Source organism: Mycobacterium saskatchewanense (assembly GCF_010729105.1).
Classification (GTDB): domain Bacteria; phylum Actinomycetota; class Actinomycetes; order Mycobacteriales; family Mycobacteriaceae; genus Mycobacterium; species Mycobacterium saskatchewanense.
The window spans coordinates 5495273-5513601 of sequence record NZ_AP022573.1; the positions used below are offsets into that span (position 1 = coordinate 5495273).

The 18329-nt window shown below is 67.8% G+C and carries 19 protein-coding genes and 2 pseudogenes; 10 read left to right on the top strand and 11 right to left on the bottom strand.

Translation table 11 applies throughout. The features are described 5' to 3' along the window. Positions 1 to 4: 4 nt before the first annotated feature. Together G6N56_RS25775 and G6N56_RS25780 are read right to left on the bottom strand one after the other, a co-directional pair. Positions 5 to 1111, bottom strand: coding sequence for a type III polyketide synthase (locus tag G6N56_RS25775; RefSeq protein ID WP_085255039.1), 1107 nt, complete (start codon positions 1109 to 1111; stop codon positions 5 to 7). A 5-nt stretch (positions 1112 to 1116) separates the two neighbouring features. Next, on the bottom strand, positions 1117 to 3378 hold the full coding sequence (locus tag G6N56_RS25780; protein WP_085255170.1) for an MMPL family transporter: 2262 nt from the start codon (positions 3376 to 3378) through the stop codon (positions 1117 to 1119). A 203-nt stretch (positions 3379 to 3581) separates the two neighbouring features. On the opposite strand from G6N56_RS25780, the gene G6N56_RS25785 reads away from it, so the two are divergent. Both G6N56_RS25785 and G6N56_RS25790 read left to right on the top strand, forming a co-directional pair. Next, positions 3582 to 4148, top strand: coding sequence for a TetR/AcrR family transcriptional regulator (locus G6N56_RS25785; protein ID WP_085255038.1), 567 nt, complete (start codon positions 3582 to 3584; stop codon positions 4146 to 4148). Continuing rightward, entirely contained in the window at positions 4145 to 4708 is a 564-nt protein-coding gene (locus G6N56_RS25790) for a TetR/AcrR family transcriptional regulator (RefSeq protein ID WP_085255037.1), read from the top strand. The genes G6N56_RS25785 and G6N56_RS25790 overlap by 4 nt, the downstream gene beginning before the upstream one ends. 68 nt (positions 4709 to 4776) lie before the next feature. Here G6N56_RS25790 and G6N56_RS25795 read toward each other — a convergent pair whose 3' ends face one another. The 3 genes from G6N56_RS25795 to G6N56_RS28600 all read right to left on the bottom strand — a co-directional run bounded on the left by G6N56_RS25795 (position 4777) and on the right by G6N56_RS28600 (position 6375). Next, the gene (locus G6N56_RS25795) at positions 4777 to 5490 is read right to left on the bottom strand and encodes a cysteine peptidase family C39 domain-containing protein (RefSeq protein ID WP_085255036.1); all 714 of its coding nucleotides are present in this window, start codon (positions 5488 to 5490) and stop codon (positions 4777 to 4779) included. Between the two features lie 59 nt (positions 5491 to 5549). Next, on the bottom strand, positions 5550 to 5873 hold the full coding sequence (locus G6N56_RS25800) for a DMT family transporter (RefSeq protein ID WP_085255035.1): 324 nt from the start codon (positions 5871 to 5873) through the stop codon (positions 5550 to 5552). Between the two features lie 148 nt (positions 5874 to 6021). After that, on the bottom strand, positions 6022 to 6375 hold the full coding sequence (locus G6N56_RS28600) for a hypothetical protein (protein ID WP_158090708.1): 354 nt from the start codon (positions 6373 to 6375) through the stop codon (positions 6022 to 6024). 77 nt (positions 6376 to 6452) lie between these two features. Here G6N56_RS28600 and G6N56_RS25810 point away from each other — a divergent pair, with 77 nt between their 5' ends. After that, positions 6453 to 6875 carry a DoxX family protein gene (locus G6N56_RS25810; protein ID WP_085255034.1) on the top strand — a complete coding sequence of 141 codons (423 nt, stop codon included), beginning with the start codon at positions 6453 to 6455 and terminating at the stop codon, positions 6873 to 6875. Positions 6876 to 6930: 55 nt separating this feature from the next. Here G6N56_RS25810 and G6N56_RS25815 read toward each other — a convergent pair whose 3' ends face one another. Then, positions 6931 to 7149: a hypothetical protein gene (locus G6N56_RS25815; protein ID WP_232069154.1), complete on the bottom strand. Its 219-nt coding sequence runs from the start codon at positions 7147 to 7149 to the stop codon at positions 6931 to 6933. Positions 7150 to 7345: 196 nt separating this feature from the next. Here G6N56_RS25815 and G6N56_RS25820 point away from each other — a divergent pair, with 196 nt between their 5' ends. Next, positions 7346 to 8032 (top strand): MspA family porin, encoded by a 687-nt coding sequence (locus G6N56_RS25820; protein ID WP_408632715.1) that lies wholly within the window; start codon positions 7346 to 7348, stop codon positions 8030 to 8032. A gap of 39 nt (positions 8033 to 8071) precedes the next feature. On the opposite strand, the gene G6N56_RS25825 is transcribed toward G6N56_RS25820, so the two are convergent. Further along, a complete protein-coding gene (locus tag G6N56_RS25825; protein WP_085255032.1) occupies positions 8072 to 9889 on the bottom strand; it encodes a glycoside hydrolase family 15 protein in 1818 nt (605 codons plus the stop codon). 80 nt (positions 9890 to 9969) lie between these two features. On the opposite strand from G6N56_RS25825, the gene G6N56_RS25830 reads away from it, so the two are divergent. Next, positions 9970 to 10926, top strand: coding sequence for an LLM class F420-dependent oxidoreductase (locus tag G6N56_RS25830; RefSeq protein WP_085255031.1), 957 nt, complete (start codon positions 9970 to 9972; stop codon positions 10924 to 10926). A 3-nt stretch (positions 10927 to 10929) separates the two neighbouring features. On the opposite strand, the gene G6N56_RS25835 is transcribed toward G6N56_RS25830, so the two are convergent. The 4 genes and pseudogenes from G6N56_RS25835 to G6N56_RS25850 all read right to left on the bottom strand — a co-directional run bounded on the left by G6N56_RS25835 (position 10930) and on the right by G6N56_RS25850 (position 15146). Continuing rightward, a complete protein-coding gene (locus G6N56_RS25835) occupies positions 10930 to 11760 on the bottom strand; it encodes an oxidoreductase (RefSeq protein WP_085255030.1) in 831 nt (276 codons plus the stop codon). Positions 11761 to 12022: 262 nt separating this feature from the next. Then, positions 12023 to 12902: pseudogene (ppk2, locus tag G6N56_RS25840) on the bottom strand (polyphosphate kinase 2). A gap of 32 nt (positions 12903 to 12934) precedes the next feature. Next, entirely contained in the window at positions 12935 to 13600 is a 666-nt protein-coding gene (locus tag G6N56_RS25845) for a nitroreductase family protein (RefSeq protein ID WP_085255029.1), read from the bottom strand. A gap of 7 nt (positions 13601 to 13607) precedes the next feature. Next, a complete protein-coding gene (locus G6N56_RS25850; protein ID WP_085255028.1) occupies positions 13608 to 15146 on the bottom strand; it encodes an Hsp70 family protein in 1539 nt (512 codons plus the stop codon). 197 nt (positions 15147 to 15343) lie between these two features. Between G6N56_RS25850 and G6N56_RS25855 the strand changes: the two genes are divergently transcribed. The 5 genes and pseudogenes from G6N56_RS25855 to G6N56_RS25875 all read left to right on the top strand — a co-directional run bounded on the left by G6N56_RS25855 (position 15344) and on the right by G6N56_RS25875 (position 18329). After that, entirely contained in the window at positions 15344 to 15730 is a 387-nt protein-coding gene (locus G6N56_RS25855) for a SpoIIAA family protein (RefSeq protein WP_232069395.1), read from the top strand. Beyond that, positions 15727 to 16233 (top strand): annotated as a pseudogene (locus tag G6N56_RS25860) (CAP domain-containing protein); the annotation flags it as partial. The gene G6N56_RS25855 and the pseudogene G6N56_RS25860, both read left to right, overlap by 4 nt. Continuing rightward, positions 16233 to 16601: a DUF732 domain-containing protein gene (locus G6N56_RS25865; protein ID WP_085255025.1), complete on the top strand. Its 369-nt coding sequence runs from the start codon at positions 16233 to 16235 to the stop codon at positions 16599 to 16601. The pseudogene G6N56_RS25860 and the gene G6N56_RS25865, both read left to right, overlap by 1 nt. Before the next feature lie 106 nt (positions 16602 to 16707). Then, complete coding sequence (locus tag G6N56_RS25870) at positions 16708 to 17475, top strand: MlaE family ABC transporter permease (protein WP_085255024.1); 768 nt, start codon at positions 16708 to 16710, stop codon at positions 17473 to 17475. Continuing rightward, a complete protein-coding gene (locus G6N56_RS25875; RefSeq protein WP_085255023.1) occupies positions 17472 to 18329 on the top strand; it encodes an ABC transporter permease in 858 nt (285 codons plus the stop codon). The genes G6N56_RS25870 and G6N56_RS25875 overlap by 4 nt, the downstream gene beginning before the upstream one ends.

Consider the following 18329-nt stretch of genomic DNA (forward strand, 5'->3'; position numbering starts at 1 on the left):
GAGCTCAGTGCCAGCGCAGCATGACGAGTTCGGAACAAAAGCCGGGGCCCATCGCCAGCATGACGCCCGGGCTGCCGCTCGGCGGCCGCTTGGCGATGGTGTCCCGCAACACGTGCAGCACCGAGGACGACGACAGGTTGCCGATCTCGCTCAGCGAATGCCACGTCAGCTCCAGTGCGTCGTCGGGCAACCCGAGTGACGCGACGATCGACTCGATGACCTTCGGACCGCCGGGGTGACTCACCCACGCGCCCACGTCGGTGGTGTCCAGGCCGAAGGCCGAGAGCATCGTGCCCACGTCGTCGGGCAGGTACCGCTCGACGACCGTCGCCACGTCGGGAGAAAGGATGAGGCCGAAGCCGGACGAACCGACGCTCCACCCCATCGTGTCCTGGGAGTCGGGATACAGATGGCTGCGCGATCCCAGGATGTCGGGTCCCGCCGCGCCGATTCGCTCGGCCCGGCGTTCGCCGACGGCGACCACCGCCGCGGCGCCGTCGCCGAACAGCGCCGAACCGACAAGGGTCGCCATCGACGGCTTGGCGGCCGGAAACGTCAGGGAACACAGCTCCACGGACAGCAGGACCGCCACATCGTCGGGCGCACCCCGCAGGTAGTCGTTGAGCCGGCCGACCCCCGCGGCGCCGGCGACACACCCCAGCCCGAACATCGGCACACGGCGCACGTCGGGGCGCAGCCCCAGGCGCGCCGCGATTCGGGCCTCCAGGGAGGGGACCGCCAGGCCGGTGACGGTCGTCGAGAAGATGACGTCGACGTCCTGCGGCCGCAGTCCCGCCTCGTCCAGCGCGCCGGCCAGCGCCGCACACCCGAGTTCCACCGCCTTGTCGATGAAGATGCTGTTCGCGACACCGAAGTCGGTGAGGGATGCGTACTGCTCGAGAGGCAGAACCAGGTAGCGGCTGTTTACCTTGGAGCTCCCGTGAAACTTGCGCAGAGCGTCGCCGAAGCTGGCGAACGCCGGCAGCGCGGCCAGCGTCTCGGTGATCTCGGACTGCGCATATTGATGCTCGGGCAGTGCGCCCTGCACCCCCGCTATCACGCCGCCGGCCCGGTGGACGCGGAAGGCGTTGGCGCGTACAGGTCCCGTCATGTTTCTCACCCTTCTTGCAACGCGTGCTTTGCCGGCGCCATTGCCGCTTTACGAAGATTGGTCCCCTCGGTGATGCCGAAACGCCGGTGCAGCCGGGCCAGCGACTTCGGAGCCCACCAGCATCGGGTGCCCAGCACATGCATGAACGCCGGCAGCAAAATCGTGCGCACCAGTGTGGCGTCTACGACGACGGCCAACGTAAGACCTACGCCGAACATTCGCATAAACGACACATGCGCGGCGATCAATGCAGCAAATGAGACCGACATCACCAGCGCTGCGGCCGTCACCACTCGACCGGTGTGGGCCACCCCCCGAGCGACGCTTTCGTCGTGGTCGGCCCGGGTGCGTCCCGACGCGAGCCAGAACTCCCGGATCCGGGACACCACGAAGACTTCGTAGTCCATCGACAGGCCGAACGCGATGCAGAACAGCAGCACGGGCATGTTGGCGACCAGGGTCCCGGTCGATGTGGTGCCGAGACCGCCGAGATGGTGGTCCTGGAAGACCCAGACCATCGCCCCGAAGGCGGCGGTCAACGAAAGCACGTTCAGAACAAGGGCTTTCAGCGGCATGACGACACTGCCGGTGAGCAAGAACAGCAATGCGAAGGTGACTGCCGCGATCAGGCCGAGCACCAGTGGCAGGCGCGAGGTGATGGCATCGACGCTGTCCCTGTTGATCTGGGCGGTCCCGGTGAACTCGACCGCCCTGCCGCCGGGCCGCGCGACGCCGTGCAGCCTGCGCAGCTGCGCCTCGGAGGCGCCGGAGAACAGCGGCGCGGCGCTGCTGATGGTGAAAAACGCGCTGCCCCTCGCCCGGCCGGTGGGTGCCGAGGGTGGTCCAGCCAGTGCCCCGCCGGCGAAGGTGCCCGCGGGGGAGGAGACTGCCGACACGTCAGGCGTTCGCGACAGATCGGCCGCATACCTTGCGATTTCGGTGCTCGGCAATCCGTCGGCCTCGGGGATGACAACCTCGAGCGCGGTCGCCGAGTTGTCGGCGAAGTCGTCGCGCAGCTGATCGCCAACCTGGCGGGCCGAGGCGGAGGCCGGCAGCACCCGGTCGTCGGGAAAGCCCCAGCGCACGCCGAGGAACGGCGCACCGAGCAACAACAGCAGCACAACGACGGCCGATCCGACGGGAATCGCGCGGCGCATGACGAATATGGTCGAGCGATACCAGAACTCGGTGGATCCACCGGGGCTGGGCGGGCGGCCGCGCAGGTTTCGCGCGAGCCGGCGCACGTCGAGCGCACTCATTCGGTCGCCGAGCAGCACGATGGCCGCGGGCGTCATCACCACCGCCGCGACGGCGGTGAAGGCGACGGTGGCGATGCCGGCATAGCCGAACGACTTGAGGAAGTGCATCGGGAACACGATCATCGCGGCCATCGACAGCGCCACCGTCGTCGCGGAGAACAGCACGGTGCGCCCCGCCGTCGCCATGGTGCGCACCAGCGCGTCGTCACGGCTCGCGCCGCCGGCCAATTCGTCCCGGAACCGGCTCACGATCAGCAGCGTGTAGTCGATGGCCAGGGCCAGGCCCAACGCGGTGGTGAGGTTGAGGGCAAAGATCGACACGTCGGTGGCGTAGGCGATCAGGCGCAGTACCGCCAGGGAGCCCAGGATCGACAGGCCGCCGATGACGACCGGAAGCGCGGCGGTGAGCAGTCCACCGAAGACCCAGACCAACACGATGAAGCTGAGGGGAATGGCGATCGCCTCCATCAGGAGGACGTCGCGCTGCGCCTGGTCGGTGATCTGCGCGTTGACCATGGCCAGTCCGCCGGACCGCACGTCGACACCGTGGCGGTCGTGGGCGAATCGGTCGGACAGGGCGGCGGCGTACTTCTGCGCTTCGGTCTCCCCGCCGGTGATGCCCGCCACGATCAGTCCCGAGCCGCCGTCCTTGCTGACCAGCGCCGCGGTCGCCTGCGGCGGCGCGGTCCACGCCGAGGTCACGCTCGACACGTGCGCCGACCGGGTCAGCTGGTCGGCGATCTCGGTGCCGACCGCGCGGGCGGCCGGGCCGGCGGCACCGCCGGGTGCGGACACGACGAACAGCAGCTGCGCGTCGCCCCGACCGAACTTATCGGTGAGAACGCTTGTCGCCCTTGCTGATTCCGAGGTCGGGTCCTGGAAACCGCCGGCGGAGAGGGTGCGGGCGACCGGGATGCCGAAGATCCCGGCGGCGAGCATGGTCAGCGCCGCCACGGCGATGGTTCGCCGCGGTGCCGCGATGGCGAGCCGCGCCGTGCGGTCCAGCAGCCCCCGGCGCGGGAGACGGCCCATGTCGCGGGTCGCAGTCCGGGGACAAGCGGTGCCAGACCGATCGATGCCGTCACCCATGGTGACCACCCGCCCTCTGCGTGGGAAATTCAACAGCCGATGACATTTGTCAACACTTGGTGACTTGGACCATACGCCGGTGTTTTCGCCGAAGTCAACAGAGGCTGACATACAGTCTGGGGATGGAAACGCAACGGCCGCGCAATGCCGCCCAAACCCGGGCCGACATCCTGGCGGCGGCGCGCCGCCGGTTCGCGACGGAAGGATTCGAGCGCACCACGCTGCGTGCGATCGCCGCCGACGTGGGCGTGGACGCGGCGCTGGTGATCCGTTACTTCGGCAGCAAGCGGGACTTGTTCGCCACGGCCACCGACTTCACCATCGACCTGCCGGACCTGACCGGGGTGGATCCGCAAGAGATCGCCGGCATGCTGTTGCCGCGTTATTTTGCGGTGTGGGAAGACGATCACACATTTCTGGCGTTGCTGCGGGCGGCGATGACCAGCCGGGTCGCAGCCGACACGCTCAACGAGACGCTGGCGACCCACGTGGCGCCAACGCTGAGGGCCGCCACCCCCGACCATCACCAACAGCGGATCGCGGTGACGGATGCCTTCGTCATCGGACTGGCGACGACGAGGTCGGTCCTCGCCAATCCGCCGGTGGCCGACCTCAGCCGCGAAGAACTGAGCCAGTGGGCCGCCCCGGTGTTTCAGCAGCTCCTGGTCGGGCCGGCGCCGACGGAATGACGACCGCGCGGCCCCGCAATGCCAGTCAGACCCGCACCGACATTCTGTCGGCGGCGCGGCGGCGTTTCGCCGCAGAAGGGTACGAACGGTCGACCCTGCGGGCCGTCGCGGCGGACGTCGGTGTGGATGCGGCGCTGGTGATCCGTTATTTCGGCAGCAAGCAGGAATTATTCGCCGCGGCGGCGGATTTCGCGATTGAGTTGCCGGACCTGTCGACCGTCGACCCGGACGACATTGCCGGCATATTGCTGCCGCGGTTCTTCGCGATCTGGGAAGAGGACGAGACGTTCGTGGCGCTGTTGCGGGCCGCGATGACGAGCAATGCCGCAGCCGAGGCGCTGCGCCGGGTCTTCGCCGAGCAGGTTGCGCCCAAACTGATCGTCGCCACGCCGGACCATCCCATCGCCCGTGTGGGTTTGGTGGGCGCATTCGTGATCGGCCTTGCCGCAACGAGATACGTGCTGGTGAACCCGCCGATAGCCGCCATGAGCCGCGAGGAACTCAGCCGCTGGGCCGCACCCGTTGTCCGGCGGCTTCTCGTCGGCCCGGCGCCCTACTGAAAGGCGCGATCGCCGCACTGTTTCGTATCCCTGGCTTGAAGTCCGCGGCCGCGTGGCCCGTGCGCCCCCTAGCCGGTGACCGTCATCTCGTCGTCGCTGGTTGCCCACGATCGGATGAAGAGATCGACGGGCACCTGTTCGTCCCGGCCATCCTCGCTGCCACTGTCGTTGAGGTGCACGACCCCGACCGCGGTGTCGACGCCGGTCACCACCACGGCGTGATTGGACTCCGGCTCGCCGTCCGGGGATTTGTCCTCGACCGGTTCCCGCCAGATGATCTCGGCGTTGATGGCGGCGATCACCTTGCGCCCCGTCACCAGGTCCTGCTCGAGCGCCCTCATGCCGGTCGGGACACCGGTCTTGGCAGCGCTTTCGGTGTCCGTGTCCACGGCGTGGATGCCGTAGTGCGCGAGCAGTGCGGGTTCGTCCTCGAACGACGTGCCGCTGCCCGGCTTGCGCTTTTTGGGCTTGGTATAGATCGGCCCGGGATGGACCGTGCTCGGCGTCGTTTGCGCCACCCTGACGATGGCCTGCTCGGAGGGCTGGCGTCCGGTCAATTCGCCGACCACGTCGGCGACGGACATCTCCACGCAGTCGTCGTCGTATTGCTGGTAACGCCAGAACGGCGCGGCCGCCGCCGGGTTGCCGTGGAGCGTGCCCTCCCCCGTGGGCGGATCGGGCGCGCCCGGGGCGGCCTGCGCCGTGCCCACGGCCAAGGCCAGCGCGCTTGCGCCGGCCAGCACCGCGGCGCCGGCGGCGCGGACGATGCGGATGCCGATCATGTGCCTGTCCTTCTCGAAGCCGACGATGGGGGTATCTGCGGCACGGCCCCCTTCGTTACTTAGTGCGCGCCGCCGAGGTTCAGCGTGACCACGCCGGCGATCAGCAGGCCGATGCCGACGACCTTTGTGGCGGACATCGACGAACCCAGGAACACCACGGCGATCAACACGATGGCGGCGGTACCGATCGCCGACCACAGCGCGTAGGCGACGTCCGTCTGCATGCCGCGCGAGATCGACAACGCCAGCAGCGCGAACGATATGGCGTAGCCGACCAGGCAGAGCACGGTCGGCCACAGCCGGGTGAACCCGTCCGTGCTCTTGAGCAGGCTGGTGGCCGCCACCTCCGCGAAGATCGCGCACAGCAGTACCAGATACGTCACGGCGCCTCCTTATCGGCTCGTCAATCTAGCGTGGAGGTTGACATCGCGTCGAACATGGATGCGTTCGTCGCATGCCCGGTGGCGGCCACCCGCTGCGCTTCGACGTGAGCGATGCCGTGGGGGAGAGTGCGTCGCCGGCGGCGACCTACTACCCGGCCGGCGTGGACGCCACCGTCCCGCGTCGTCCTTTGCGTGCCGGGGCGGCACCTACTTCGCCGAGTTCGCCACCGGGATGGGATATCCCGTAGTCACGGTCGATCCGCTGGGGACCGGTGAGAGCTCGAGACCGACGCGGGATTTCGGCTTCTCCGAGATCGCTGCCGGGGCGCGTATTCGGCATTGCCCTGATCGCGGGCGTCGTCGCCGAGCACGCGCACAGGTCGACGTCCCGGTATTCCTCGGCTATGGCGGCGTCGACGTCTCCGCGGGCCCGCGCGCCGAGGCGGCCCAGCACGGCAGCAGCGCCGACATCACCACCGTCGTCCTGGCCGGAAGCGGGCACTGCCACAACACAGCGACCGACAGGCACCGAATGTGGAGGCGGCTGCGCGGGTGGGCCGAAACCGTAATCTGGGCACCATGACGAAGCCCCTCAATCGCCGTTTGGACGGCTACGAGCCCGCGGTCCTGAGCCTGTTCCGATTGGTCTACGGCCTGCTGTTCGCCGTGCACGGTTCGATCACGATCTTGGGTTGGCCATACCGGTGGCCGCACCCCGTCGAGGTCGGAGCCTGGCCCGTTTGGTATGCCGGGGTGATCGAGTTGATCACGGGGCTCCTGATCGCCGTGGGGCTGTGGACGCGGGCCGCCGCGTTCGTCGCCTCGGGGGCAATGGCGGTCGCCTACTTCTGGATGCATCAGCCCAAAGCGCTGTGGCCGATCGGTGATCCGCCGGTCGGCAACGGCGGACTCGCGGCGATCCTCTTCTGCTTCGGGTTCTTCCTGTTGGTCTTCGCCGGCGCGGGACGGTATTCGATCGACGCCCGGCGGGGTCGGGACTAGGTCCGGACGTGCCGCGGGGTCCCGCACCGTTATGCGGATTCAGCGGCCTTCGTGATCAACCGCAGTGCGCGAAGAGATTCTCGCAATACATACCGACGCCCCCCCAGTCACCGGTCGGGCCGCTCTCGTCCTGAGGGTTCGTCATCGTGGTCGGGAACTGTATCTGCCACTCGTCGATGGTCGGGATGTCGGGCTGCTGACCAGGGTCGGGCGAGGCGAGCGCAACGCCGGTGCCGCCCGTCAACGCGGCGACGATGGCGGCGGCGGCAATCAATCCACGAGTGCATCTGCGACAACTCATCGCGGACCCTCCGTCACCTGACCGAACTGCCGGCTCAATGAGCCGATTCTACATTCGGCATCCGTATCGCATACCAATCACGAATAAACAACGACTTTGGTCGACGTCCGAGCGATTTCGGGTCTCGCGACCGCTACTGCGTACTTTGTTGTCTGTGAGGCCGATAGCCGTGGTCGTTCGTCGCGCCCTGGCCGTCGGCGTCTGCCTCCTCATGTCAGTGGCCGTGCCGCCCTCGACCAGCGCCGACCCCGAGGTCGAACCCGCCGGTGCAGCTGCGCCGCCGGCCGGCGGCGCGGTGCCATCGAATCCGCCCGCCATCCTCAACACTCCCGACGGCTGGACGCTGGGCCTGGGCGCGAAGGACGAGATGCAAATTCCGGTGCCGCCTTTGACCACCTCTCTCGCGTCCCGCGAATACGTGTCCAGCGGGATTTTCGTCGGCTCGCTGAAAGGGCCGGAAGAGCCCCACGGCATCCTGGAAGTCGGCTACCAAATCGGCTGCGGGATCGACATGAGCACGTCCAACGGCGTGATCATGGAAGGTGGCGTCGGCGTCATCCCCGGCGTCAGTCCGACGTTCGACACCACCGGTACATTGCCGCCCTTGCTGCCGTACGTGTCCACGCCCGTCAACGGGGTGATGAGCGTGGGACTCAAGCCGGGTCTGGTGATCGTGGTTCCGGTGATCAGGAAACAGTTCAAGGGCGCGAACCCCTGGGTGATGATCAGCAACTTCCACGTCAAGATCGACGGGTGCGTGGGTCAGTCGTTCATCCGGTCGTATGCGGTGCTGACCCGAATGACCGACCAATCCGACGTGGTGCTGTCTTACGTCGGCGTCACCAAAGCCGTGTGATCGGCCCGCGGTGGACGGGGCCGGGCGCGGCGGCCTGTCTCAGGACTGCAGGTCCAGGGCGGCACCGATCATTGCCAGGTGGCTCAGGCCCTGCGGCAGGTTCCCCATGAACGCGCCGTCTTCCGCCCCGATCATCTCGGGCAGCACGCCGACGTCGTTGGTGAGCCCGACGAGCTCTTTCATCAGATCACGCGCCTCGTCGGTCCTGCCGACGTGATGCAACGCGGAGATGGCCCAGAACCCACATGCGACGAACGCGCCCTCGTGTTCGTCATCGCGCGCCCCGCTGAAGCGGAAAAGCAATGGCCCGCTGCCTAATTCGCGGCGCAGCGCGTCGATGGTCGCCGACATCCGGGGACCGCGGTCGAAGCCGCTGCCGGCGTGTAGCAGGATCGAGGTGTCGAGCTTGCCGCTGCCCGGATACCACTCGTAGCTGCCCAGTCCCTCGGACCAGCAGCGTCGTTGCACCCAGTCGCGGATCCGCTCCGCCTCGTCGGCCCACCGGTGCGGATCGCCGGGAATCTGGCCGATCTCGGCGAGATACACCGCGCACCGAAGGGCTTGCCAGCAACCGAGTTTGGACGACGTGTAGTGCTCGCGCCGCTGCAACTCCCACATGCCCGAGTCGCGGTGCCGCCAGGCGTCGCAGGCGCGGTCGGCGAAACCAGCCAGTAGGTGGCCGGTTTCGGTATCCAGCACGTGGCCGCTGTCGACGTAGAGCCGAACGGTGTCGAACAGGTCGGCGAAGATGCTCAGCTGCAGTTGGCCGTCGGCGCGGTTTCCGGTCACGACGGGGCCGATTCCGCGCCAGCCTGCCGCCTCGTACTCGGTGACGGGGTCGGGCGACGACCCGTCGAGGCGATAGAACACTCCGACTTCCGGACCATGGCGGCGGACGGTCCGCAGCAGCCAGGTGACCGCCGAATGCGTCTCCTCGCGAATCCCGAAGCGGCGCAACGCGCCTAGCGTATACGCGGTGTCGCGCACCCACGCGAAACGGTAATCCCAATTCTTACCGCCCGAAAAGCGTTCGGGCAGCGACGTGGTGGCGGCCGCCGCGATCGCGCCCGTCGGGCTGAAAATGAGCAGCTTCAGCATCAGCACGCTGCGGCGCACCTCTTCCTCCCAGGATCCGGTGTACTCGAACTGGCCCGACCAGTTGCACCAGAGTTCGATCGTCCTGTCCAGTCCTTGATCGATGTCATCGGCCGACGACAGCATCAGCGGCTCGGATTCCGAGGCGACGAGGCCGATCACGCGGCGTTCATGCGCCGCGGTCGTGAACGTTCCCGATGCCGCCTGGTCGGTCCATCGCGCATCCACATTGTCCGACAGGCAGACCGCCAGATTCAGTGCGCCGGCCCGAAGCACCCGACCGTGGGGGGTTCGCCGCGCCCAGGGCGACGCGGAGTTCAGGCACGTGCCGGGAGCGACCCGCCAGCGCATCGGGACCTCGCCGCCGAGGCCCTCCACCCGCCGCGCCAGCTCGGTCCAGGGCAATCGGCCGCCGAAGCCGATGTTCAGCGCGTCGGTCACCCGCACGCGCCCGGACTCGGTGATGAAGGTGGTCTCGAGGACGTTCGTTCCCGGCAGGTAGCGGCGCTCGGTGCGAAACGGCACGGTCGGGGTGAGGTCCACCCGCCCCCCGTTCGGGCGGTCGATGAGCGCGGCGAAAACCGGCACGGAATCGAGGTCCGGGACCGGGAACCAGTCGATCGCGCCGTCTTCGGCGACCAGCGCCACGGTGCGGCCGTCGCCGATCGGCGCGTAGCTGCGCAACGCGGCGAAACCATCTGTGCGATAAGGGGACTCGGTCGCCGCCGACGTTTCGGGATCTAGCTCCGGGGCGGGGGACACGCACACGAATTCCCGGGATTCACAGCGCGTAAACAGGTCCCGGCATGCATAACGCGGCGGGCAGCGGGTAGCCCCCGGCCATGACCAAGATCGGATACTTTCTGTCCTGCGAGCAGTACAGCCCGAAGGAACTCGTGGACCAGGCCAAGCGCGCGGAGGCGGCCGGGTTCGACGCGCTGTGGATCTCCGACCACTTCCATCCCTGGAACGACGAGCAGGGGCAGAGCCCCTTCGTGTGGGGCGTGATCGGTGCCCTTTCTCAGGTGACGTCGCTGCCCGTCAGCACCGCCGTCACGTGCCCCACCATCAGGACCCACCCGGCGATCATCGCGCAGGCCTCGGCCACCGCGGCGGTCCAGCTCGACGGCCGCTTCGTGCTCGGGGTCGGCAGCGGCGAGGCACTCAACGAACACATCCTGGGCGATCCCTGGCCGTCGGTGGGTGTGCGCCAGGAAATGCTGGAGGAGGCGGTGGAGATCATCCGGCTGCTGCACCGCGGCGGCGAGGTGAGCCACCACGGGAAGCACTACGAAGTGCAGGAGGCGCGCATCTACACGCGGCCCGAGCAGCCCTTGCCCATTTATGTTTCAGGGTTCGGTCCGCAGGCGGCGGAGCTCGCGGGACGCCTCGGCGACGGGTACGTCCTGGTGACGCCCGAGGCCGAGTTGGTGAAGACCTTCCGGGAGTCCGGCGGCGGGGACAAGCCCGTGCAGGCCGGCATGAAGGTCAGCTGGGACGAGGACGCCGACGCGGCCCTCGAGGCGGCGCATCGGTTGTGGGGCAACGATGCGCTGCCCGGCCAATCGGCGCAGACGCTGCCGCGGCCCAAGGACTTCGCCGCGCTGATGTCTCTCGTCACGCCCGACCAGATTGCCGAGAGCATCGCCAGCGGGCCGGACCCCGACATGCACGTCGCGCGGGTGCGCAAGTACCTCGACGCCGACATCGACGAGGTCTACGTGCAGCAGGTCGGGCCGGATATCGAGGGTTTCTTCGCGACGTACGAGCGCGACGTGCTGCCCCAGCTGCGCGGCTGAGGATCAGCGCTCGAAGTCAGTCCCGCTCGTGAGGTCTTCCCATGCGGCGATCTCGTTCGCGCGTTGCTCGGTCACGTAGCGGTAGATCGCCAGGGCGTCCGGGCCCAGCAGCAGGAAACCCGGAGGCTCGGGCGCTTCGACCGCCGCGATGATCGCCGCGCCGGCCTTCGCCGGATCGCCGGTCTGGTTGCCATGCATGGTGTCGTTCTCCTTGCGGCGGCGCCCCGCGGTGTTCGCGTAGTCGTCGATGATCGTCGCGGACTGCACGAGGGAACGGCCAGCGAAGTCGGTGCGGAAGGCGCCGGGCTCGACGACCGTCACCGAGATGCCCAGCGGGGCCAGCTCGCCGCGCAGGGACCCGCTCATGCCCTCCATCGCGGCCTTCGCCGCCGCGTAATAGCCCGATCCCACCGGGGTGACCTGAGCGCCGATCGAGGAGATGTTGACGATCGCGCCGCTGCGGCGTGCCCGCATGCCCGGCAGCACGGCTTTGATCATCGCGACGGTGCCAAAGAAGTGCGTCTCGAACAGGTTTCGCACCTCGGAATCGTTGCCCTCTTCGACGGCGGCGCGATAGCCGTAGCCGGCGTTGTTGACCAGCACGTCCACGCCACCGAATCGCTTGTCGGCGCGGTCGACGGCCGAGGCCACCTGGTCGGGCTTGGTGACGTCGAGAGTGACGGCGAGCGCGCGTTCCGGCGCCGCCTCGGCCAGGTCGCTCACTTTCGCGGGGTCGCGCGCGGTAACCACGGCGTTGTGGCCCGCCCCGAGGACGGCTTCGGCCACCGCGCGACCAAGGCCGGTCGAGCAGCCGGTGACGAGCCACGTGGACATGGGGGACTCCGCTCTGGTCGGGAGTGTGCTCCGAACCGGAATCCTATTAAGGAGTGGGATCAACGCTTAAGGAGTGGGATCAACGCGCGGCCGGCCCAGCTGTTCTTCACTGGCAGGTTGTGAACGCGTAGGCGTCGATGGGTGTTTTTCCGCCGATGCCGGTGTGGGGCCGAAGTGATTGTAATAGTGCAGCCAGTCCCGAAGCGCAACGACCCGATGTGAGGTCGGCAGGTTGTGGCAACGGACGGATCACCCCCCGCCGTCAGTCCGTCAGTGCGCGGCCCACGATCAACGGGTCCGGCTCATCGACCACCCCGTCGTCCTTGCCGTCATAGTCGGTCCGGGCGAGCACGTAGCGAATGGCGTTGATCCTGGCCCGCTTCTTGTCGTTGCTCCTGACCACGATCCACGGGGCCGATGCCGGTGTCGGTGGCGGCGAACATCGCTTCCTTCGCTGCGGTGTAGTCGTCCCATCGGTTCACCGATTCCATATCCATCGGCGAAGATCTCCACTGCCGCACCGGGTCGACTATGCGGACGGCGAATCGGGTTCGCTGCTCGGCGGGCGACACAGAGAACCAAAATTTGGTGAGGTTGATGCCGTTGTCGACGAGCATCCGTTCGAATAACGGCGCCTGTTCCATGAATTCGGCGTATTGGCTCGGACTGCAGAAGCCCATCACCTTCTCCACGCCGGCCCGGTTGTACCAGGACCGGTCGAACAAAACGATCTCGCCACCGGACGGCAGGTGGCCGATATAGCGCTGGAAATACCACTGCGTCTTCTCTTGGTCGGTGGGTTTATCCAGTGCCACCACGCGCGCATTGCGCGGGTTGAGGTGCTCCATGAAGCGCTGAATGGTGCCACCCTTGCCGGCCGCGTCGCGTCCCTCGAATACGATCACCTGCCTGCCGCCGGCGCGCTTGTTGTGCTTTTGCAGCTTGAGCAACTCGATCTGCAGTCGGCGCTTCAGGCACTCGTATTCGTCGCGTTCCATCCGGTGGTCGTAGGGGTATCGCTCCCGCCACGTGTCGACATGGTTGCCCTGTCGATCAAGCAGCACCGGGTCGTCATCATCCTGGTCATCGACGGTGTACCCGTGGTCGGCGGTCGACAGCTCGTTCAGATCTACGTCGGTCATAGAGTCGACGCTATCGCTGCGGTGGCGGACCGTCAGCCCTCGAACGCCGGGCCGTCGAAGCGATCGCGGGTGACGAACTCTCCCACGGGCCGGCGGCGCAGCCTGGTCAGCTGCCGCACGGGTTTGCCGATCGGGACGATCGCGGCGACCGCGTGCGGGTCGGGAATCCCCAGCAGTTGCCGAACCTGGTCCTCCTCCGCGATGGCCATGGTCGTGATGGTCCCTCCGTAGCCCTCGTTGCGGGCGGCCAGCAGGACGTTCCACACCAGCGGATATATCGATGCCCCGCCGGCCACTCCGATGCGGTCCAGGTCCTGATCGAGGGCCGCGACGACGCCGAGGTCGACCGAGAAGACAAGCACCACGGGCGCTTCGGCGATCGACGCGACGAATGCCTCCGGGATTTCGGTGTGATCGATGACGTCCTGCGGAACCCCGGTGGGATGCACCGGGTTCCAAGGGTTTTCGCCCGCCTGCACCTGGGCGGAGTAACGGCGCGCGGCGGCCTTGCCCAGATCGGCGAGCCGGCGGCGGGCCGCCGCGTCGCGCACCACCGTGACGTGGGCGCCCTGCCGGTTGCCGCCGCTGGGCGCGAACCGGGCGTTGTCGAAGATCCGCGCCAACACCTCGTCGGGCACCGGGTCATCGGTGAATTCGCGCGCCGCGAACACCGTTCGCATGACGTCGTATAGCTCCATGACCGCCTTAACCACTCGCCGAAGCGCACCGCTCCAGGCGGAATGTGCGCTTGAAGCCGGCCGGCTGCGTGGTCAGGGTCACCTCCACCGCGCCGGTGGGGGCGATGACGTAGCGTTCCTCGACGTCGGGTCCGTCTTTCCAGCGGCCGACCGGCTGCCGTTTCAGGTCCTCCCGATCGTAGAGGGCCGGGTCGAACGGGAAGAGGACGGGATCGTAGGGCGTCACGTCGCCGTCCGGGCGGCCGTTGACCAGCCGGCTGCATTCGACGAACCGGAAGTGCCCGATGTTGTGCGCCGCCCGGTAGGTCCGCTTGACCACCAGCGGCGTTCGCCCATCGGCGGGGAGCGCGGCGTCCTTGCTCACGATCGGGTCGAAGACGACACCGGCCCCGGCCTGCGCCTCGCGAAACACCCCGAAGTTCCGCGAAAACCGCTCGGACAGCGCGTAACCTGCTTCCTTGTCGAGGAACACCGCCAGGCCGATGGCCGTGGCCGCGAACGGGTGCGGTGAGCGTTTCACGCGCTTCTCGCCGAACGTCGTCCGCAGCATCCGGGACACCAGCGGGAAGCTCCCGGCCCCGCCGACCACGTAGATACCGGCTACCTCGGACCACGACACGTCCCGGCCGCCCGGCGTCGGTTCGCGCAGCACGCGATCCAGCAACGTCACGGTCCTGTCCACCAGCGGCGCACAGACGGCGTAGACGTCGTCGACGGCGCAGGAAAACGGTGCCCGGTCGGCCCCGGCGACCCCGGTCAGGTCCACCAGGAAGCGCCGCGTCTGCGGCCCCACCGCCTCCTTGCGGGCCGCGCACTCCTCTTTCAGCAGGTCCCGCGCGGCGGGATCCAGGTCGTGCAGACCCGACCGGGATGCGACGAGGTCGAGGATCGCCTCGTCGAAGTCGTCCCCGCCGAGGCGCTGGACGCCCTCGCTGACGACCACCTCGTGCGCGTGGCCGGTCATCCTCAGCAGCGACGCGTCGAAGGTGCCCCCGCCGAGGTCGTATACGAGGACGTACTCGCGTTTGGCGGTGATGGTGTTGCGGTAGCGGTGGGCGTACTCGAGGCTCGCGGCCGAGGGCTCGTTGAGCAGCGCGGCGACGTGAAAACCCGCCGCCAGGAAGGCATCCAGCGTCAGCAGGCGCTGGGCGCTGGAGGCGTTGGCCGGCACGCTGATCGCGGCCTCGACCTCTTCGCCCGGCGCCAGGCCGGCGTTCGAGCGGCGCGCCAGGTCACTTCTGAGGTGGGTCAGAAAGCCGGTGAGAAGGTCGCTCAGCCGATGGTCGCGGCCGGCGAGGTTCACCTGGGTCTGCGGGCCCGCGTCGTTGAGGAGGCGCTTGAACGATCTGAGCACCGACCACTGTGGGTCGTGGCGGACCGCGGCGGCGTCCGCGCCGAAGCGCAACTCGCCGGCGGCATTGGCGGCGATGATCGAGGGCCACGCGTCCAGGCCTCCGAAGCCGTCGAAGGATACGACGGGATAGTTGCCGCGGTCGACGGCCGCGACGACGGTGTGGGTGGTGCCGAAGTCGATACCGACTCTCATCGCGCAATCTTAGGACCGCGCCGGGCTCTTGGAACAAGCTTTTCCCCCGGCGCGCCGCGGGGGCGGAGGCGCCCCGGTCTGACGACCTCCGGTCGTATCGTCCGGGGACTTTGGCCCCTAGGCCGCCGTGCTCGACGAGGAGACGATGACCATAGCGGAAATGGATTTCTTGTCTTTCGGGAGGCTTCGTGATCGAAATGCTTGCCGGCTTCCCCGACGACGTTGCCGCATTCGCTTTTCATGGGCACATCACGAAAGCCGATTACGACACGGTGTTGATACCGGGTTTCGAAGACCGGCTGAGTCGCCACCGAAAGCTGCGGTTGTATTGCGAAATCTCGCCCGATTTGGCGGGTCTCGGGCCGGGTGCCGTGTGGGCCGATTCGAAGTTCGGTGTGGACCATTACTTCGATTGGGACCGCTGCGCGATCGTCAGCGACGTGCCGTGGGTGAAGCACGTGGCCAAACTCAGCGAACTTTTCGGGTTCCTGTGGCCCGGGAAGTACCGCACGTTCACCGAGGCCCAAGCCGACGAAGCGCGCCGATGGATCACGGAGGCCGACGGCAGCCGCGGGGCCGCATGAGATTACGCGATGTCATCTGCGGTCGCGGCGCCTCGGTAGTCGTCGTTCTCGTCGTTGCGGCGGCCGGCCGCTCTGCACCGGCGAACGCGGACAACAAGCGGCTCAACGACGGTGTCGTCGCGAACGTCTACACCATCCAGCACAACGCCGGATGCACGAACGACGTGCGGATCAACCCGCAGCTGCAGCTGGCGGCGCAGTGGCACACCGACGATGTGCTCGCCAACCGAGCGCTCGACGGCGACGTCGGCTCCGACGGCTCGACACCACAGGACCGCGCGACCGCCGCGGGCTACCGCGGCACCGTCGCCGAGACGGTCGCAATCAATCCCGCGCTCGCGATCAGTGGCCTCGAGGTCATCAACCAGTGGTATGCCAACCCCGGCTACCTCGCGATCATGCGGGACTGCGCCCACGCCCAGATGGGCGTGTGGTCGGAAAACAGCCTGGACCGCAGTGTGGTCGTCGCCGTGTACGGCGCTCCCGCTAATCGGCCACCGAGATGACCCGGCATGGGGCGCTGCGCACACTGCTGACGACGGCGACCGCAGCGTCGACGGGTGCCCTGCTGTGGATGGACCCGCCCGCCGCGCGGGCCGACGCGGTGGCCTACCTCGTCAATGTGACGGCGCGCCCGGGCTATAACTTCCCCAGCGCCGAGGCCGCGTTGGCGTACGGGAACGGCATCTGCACAAAGGTGCGCGCCGGTGAGCGCTACCCGCAGCTGATGGCAGACGTCAAGACCGACTTCGGCACCACCGACGAGTATCAGGCGTCATATCTGATCGGCCAAGCGGTGGGGGAGCTATGCCCCGCACAGATCTGGCCGTTGCGGCAATCTGCCGCCGGGTATGTGCCGACGGGGTGGTGAGTGCAGTGACAGCACGAATCAAAGTTGGTCGGCCACCCCGTCGCGAATGTCGATCAGCCGAAACCGAATTCGTTCATCGGCGGCGAGAGGCGCGGAGGGGTTCGCGATGATGCCCGCGGAGTCGGTCACCAAGCCGCTGCGCTCGCTCGGCGATTTCTTCGCCATGTCGCTCGACACGTTCGTCGCGATGGTCAAGCTGCCTTTCCCGTGGCGCGAATTTCTCCTGCAGACGTGGTTCGTGGCGCGGGTTTCCATCATCCCGACGCTGTTGCTGACGATCCCGTTCACCGTGCTCGTCGTGTTCACCATGAACATCCTCCTGGTCGAATTCGGGGCGGCCGACTTCTCCGGCACCGGCGCCGCGACCGCCTCGGTTACCCAGATCGGGCCGGTCGTGACCGTGCTCGTCGTCGCCGGCACCGGGGCAACCGCCATGTGTGCCGACCTGGGCGCTCGCGCCATCCACGATGAACTCGATGCGTTGCGGGTGCTCGGGGTCGATCCGGTCCGCCGGCTGGCGGCGCCGCGGGTGTTGGCGGCCACGGTCGTCGCGGTATCCCTGGTGTCGCTGGTGACGCTCGTGGGCCTGGCCGGGTCGTTCTTCTTCTCGGTCTTCGTCCAGCACGTCACGCCCGGCGCGTTCGCGGCGGGCCTGACGCTGCTGACGCACCTGCCCGACCTCATCCTCGGCCTGGTCAAGGGGGCGCTGTTCGGCATGGCGGCCGCCTTGATCGCCTGCTACAAGGGCATCTCCGTCGGTGGGGGCCCGCAAGGCGTCGGCAATGCCGTCAACGAGACCGTCGTCTACTCGTTCATCGCGCTGTTCGTGATCAACATCGTCGCGACCGCGGTCTACTACACGGGTCCGCAATGAGCGCCGACGGCGCGGCGCAGCCGCGATTCGCGTGGCTGCCGCACCTGGCCGGCGGCGTTGCGGCCCGCTGGAACAGTGTCGGCGGGCAGGTCAAGTTCTATGCGATGACGGCTACCGAGATGCGGACCGCCTTTGTCCGGTACGGCAAGGAAATAATCCGCCTGATCGCCCAGATGAGCCTGGGCACCGGCGCGCTGGCGGTGATCGGCGGCACGGTGGTGATCGTCGGCTTCCTCACGCTGTCGACCGGTGCGGTCATCGCGGTCCAGGGCTACAACCAGCTGTCGGGCATCGGGGTCGAGGCGATGACGGGATTCATCTCCGCCTACGTCAACGTGCGCATCATTTCGCCCGCCGTGGCCGGCGTCGGGCTGGCCGCGACGATCGGCGCGGGCGCCACCGCGCAACTGGGCGCGATGCGGATCGCCGACGAGATCGACGCGCTCGAGGTGATGGCGGTCCGGTCGGTCGCCTACCTGGTCTCCACCCGGGTGGTGGCGGGAGTCGTGGTGGTCATTCCGCTGTACTGCGTGGCGGTGGTGTGTGCCTTCCAGGCGGCGCGGTTCGGCACGACGGGGATCTACGGCCAGTCAACGGGCGTGTACGACCACTACTTTCGCACGTTCCTCAATTCGACGGACCTGCTGTGGTCGTTCGTCACGGTCATCATCGCCGCGACCGCCATCATGCTCGTCCACACCTACTACGGCTACAACGCCTCGGGCGGGCCGGCCGGGGTCGGCCGGGCCGTCGGTCACTCGGTTCGTACGTCGCTGATCGTGTTGACGCTCATCGTGTTGGCCATCTCGCTTTCCGTGCACGGTCAATCCGGCCACTTCAATCTGTCGGGGTAG

Excerpts from the sequence above, each read along its gene's own strand:
- G6N56_RS25865 (WP_085255025.1), top strand. The coding sequence starts at position 16,233 with ATGACCCGGCATGGGGCGCTGCGCACACTGCTGACGACGGCGACCGCA.
- G6N56_RS25795 (WP_085255036.1), bottom strand. The coding sequence starts at position 5,490 with ATGATCGGCATCCGCATCGTCCGCGCCGCCGGCGCCGCGGTGCTGGCC.
- G6N56_RS25830 (WP_085255031.1), top strand. The coding sequence starts at position 9,970 with ATGACCAAGATCGGATACTTTCTGTCCTGCGAGCAGTACAGCCCGAAG.
- G6N56_RS25845 (WP_085255029.1), bottom strand. The coding sequence starts at position 13,600 with ATGGAGCTATACGACGTCATGCGAACGGTGTTCGCGGCGCGCGAATTC.
- G6N56_RS25870 (WP_085255024.1), top strand. The coding sequence starts at position 16,708 with ATGATGCCCGCGGAGTCGGTCACCAAGCCGCTGCGCTCGCTCGGCGAT.
- G6N56_RS25790 (WP_085255037.1), top strand. The coding sequence starts at position 4,145 with ATGACGACCGCGCGGCCCCGCAATGCCAGTCAGACCCGCACCGACATT.
- G6N56_RS25875 (WP_085255023.1), top strand. The coding sequence starts at position 17,472 with ATGAGCGCCGACGGCGCGGCGCAGCCGCGATTCGCGTGGCTGCCGCAC.
- G6N56_RS25810 (WP_085255034.1), top strand. The coding sequence starts at position 6,453 with ATGACGAAGCCCCTCAATCGCCGTTTGGACGGCTACGAGCCCGCGGTC.
- G6N56_RS25775 (WP_085255039.1), bottom strand. The coding sequence starts at position 1,111 with ATGACGGGACCTGTACGCGCCAACGCCTTCCGCGTCCACCGGGCCGGC.
- G6N56_RS25855 (WP_232069395.1), top strand. The coding sequence starts at position 15,344 with ATGCTTGCCGGCTTCCCCGACGACGTTGCCGCATTCGCTTTTCATGGG.
- G6N56_RS25835 (WP_085255030.1), bottom strand. The coding sequence starts at position 11,760 with ATGTCCACGTGGCTCGTCACCGGCTGCTCGACCGGCCTTGGTCGCGCG.
- G6N56_RS25785 (WP_085255038.1), top strand. The coding sequence starts at position 3,582 with ATGGAAACGCAACGGCCGCGCAATGCCGCCCAAACCCGGGCCGACATC.
- G6N56_RS25850 (WP_085255028.1), bottom strand. The coding sequence starts at position 15,146 with ATGAGAGTCGGTATCGACTTCGGCACCACCCACACCGTCGTCGCGGCC.